General features: G+C 58.3%; 1 protein-coding gene and 1 pseudogene. One reads left to right on the forward strand and one right to left on the reverse strand.

Annotation, left to right across the window (positions count from 1 at the left end):
* Positions 1-106: 106 nt before the first annotated feature.
* Positions 107-1,765: an IS1634 family transposase gene (locus tag QME66_13520; protein ID MDI6809966.1), complete on the reverse strand. Its 1,659-nt coding sequence runs from the start codon at positions 1,763-1,765 to the stop codon at positions 107-109.
* Between the two features lie 163 nt (positions 1,766-1,928).
* Here QME66_13520 and QME66_13525 point away from each other — a divergent pair.
* Positions 1,929-2,110 (forward strand): annotated as a pseudogene (locus QME66_13525) (ISAzo13 family transposase).

Genomic DNA, 2,110 nt, shown 5'->3' on the forward strand with positions numbered 1-2,110 from the left:
GATCCCTCGGATGCGCTGTTCATCGCACTCTGACCCATCTTGGACAGTAACTTTTGGGATTCTCAGGGATCTCAATAAGTTACGAGAGACACTTAGACCGTTGCCACTACACTATCCTAACCTTCGCGGGGTCATCTGATGTGGGCTGGGGCTGGACCCTCATGGGCGGCTTCATCCCCACGGCGCTGAAGGCGAGGTGGGCCTGACCGCGAAGTTCCGTCCGGACGAGGTACGCCCGACCCGCGATCTGGATGTGCACCGCCCGTACCTCCCTCAGATCCTGCATCAGCGGGTTCCACTCCACTCGCCCCTCCTTCTCTCCCAGTCTCGCAAGACGCTTGCGTAGAGCAACCGCCAGATACAGGGAAAGGAAGCTACCAACCAAGTGGCCTCGCACGTTATCCACCTTGTGGTGGTAGATCGGCCGGGCGTCAATCAACCCCTTGTAGTCGCGGAAGAAACGTTCGACCTGCCACAGGCTCTTGTAGGCCAGCGCCAGTTGTTCAGGCGTCCAGTCGGTCGAGGTCCGCAGTACGTACTTGCCGTCATAGCGCGCATCCTGCTCGGCCGAGGCCTCGTCGATTTCTATAGTTCCGCGGGGCGGCGTCTTGAGGAACCGCTTGTAGCCGCGGTTGCCGGTAAGTTTCTTGGCGCTCTGCCCCACGATCTTATCGCGCAGAGCAGACAGGATCTTCTCGCGATCCTGTCTGTCCCGCTCCTCCTCCTGGGGGTTGTGGCATATGATGTAGCGGTGCTCGCCGATCCACACCTCCTTGACGCGTAGGTTGTCAGCTACCTCGTGGTAGCGTCCTGGCCGCGCTAGCACCTTGTCGCGAACCTCCTTGTCCCCTCGCATCTTGCATCCGATGATGTAGTTGTAACCAGCATCCTGCACTGCCTCCAGGTTGGCCTTGCTCACCATGCCGCGGTCGGCTACGAATATGACTTGGCGGATTTGGAAGCGTTTCTTCAGTGCATCCAGGATCGGTACTACGGTCTTTTTGTCCGACATGTTCCCGGGCCAGATCTCCGTGCATAGCGGCCAACCGTCCCCACTAAGCACCACGCCGACGACCACCTGCCGGCAGTCGTACTTGCCGTCCTTGCTCTTGCCAAACTCAGCCAACCCAATGGGTCCCCGACCCTCGAAGTATACGGATGTCGTGTCGAACAGGGCCACATCCACCTGGTAGTTGAACAGGTCCCGCCCTCGGTCCCACAGAGCACTCTCAATGCCCTCCTTGTGTTGAGCCAGGAACCCTGTCGTGCGGTAGAAGTGCTGTAGTTCTATTTCGAACTGCCTCCTCTCGTCGGTCAACCGCGCGATGCGACAGTGACGTAGCCACTCCAGTCCGTTGCGGTCGCTCCCGGTTTTGGGCTGGACCAGTCGCTGCAGGGCCATGGCGAAGGCCACCCTCTCCACATCGAACTGGAACCCGCGAGAGAGTGCGAGCCGGCGTAATGTTGGTCCCAGTCCGACCTCTTCCCAGAGCCGGTCGAAGACGAGCGCTGGTCCCCATTCGGGGCATTGCTCCGCGACGATTTGTCCGTCCTTTAGCGCGTCAAGGACCGTAACCCGTTCGGTGTAGCGGCCAAGCGACTCGACGAGGCGGTCGATTGTGCCATCGAGTTGGAGATGGTCCTTGCGACCGATAGTAGCCACGACGCGCTGGATGACTCGGTGGCCCTCGCGGGAACTCGTCACGAGTTGGAGGTACTCATGGGTGGCGTTCTTGGTTTTGACGGTCTTGACTCTCACATACATGGCACGACAATAATCGCATTTACTGTCTTAGTTGTCAAGCTATATTTGCCATCCATGTCATTTTGATTGGCACTACACTTTTTACTGGATACTGCACCTGGATGTCGTGATTTTGAGGAGTTAGATAGCGTGATTTACCGGATTAGTACCGATTGCTGTCCAAGATGGGTCAGAGTTCGCGGTCACGACAATCGGTCAGTGGTGGAAAAACATGGGTCAGCCCACCTATCCCAACTGTGGCCGAGTGATGATCACGGCGGATTCGGGGGGGAGCAACGGGAGCCGGGTGCGCGCGTGGAAAACACAGCTCCAGCGTTTGGCCGATGAAACTGGTCTGGAATTCCA

Source organism: Candidatus Eisenbacteria bacterium (assembly GCA_030017955.1).
GTDB lineage: Bacteria > Eisenbacteria > RBG-16-71-46 > JASEGR01 > JASEGR01 > JASEGR01.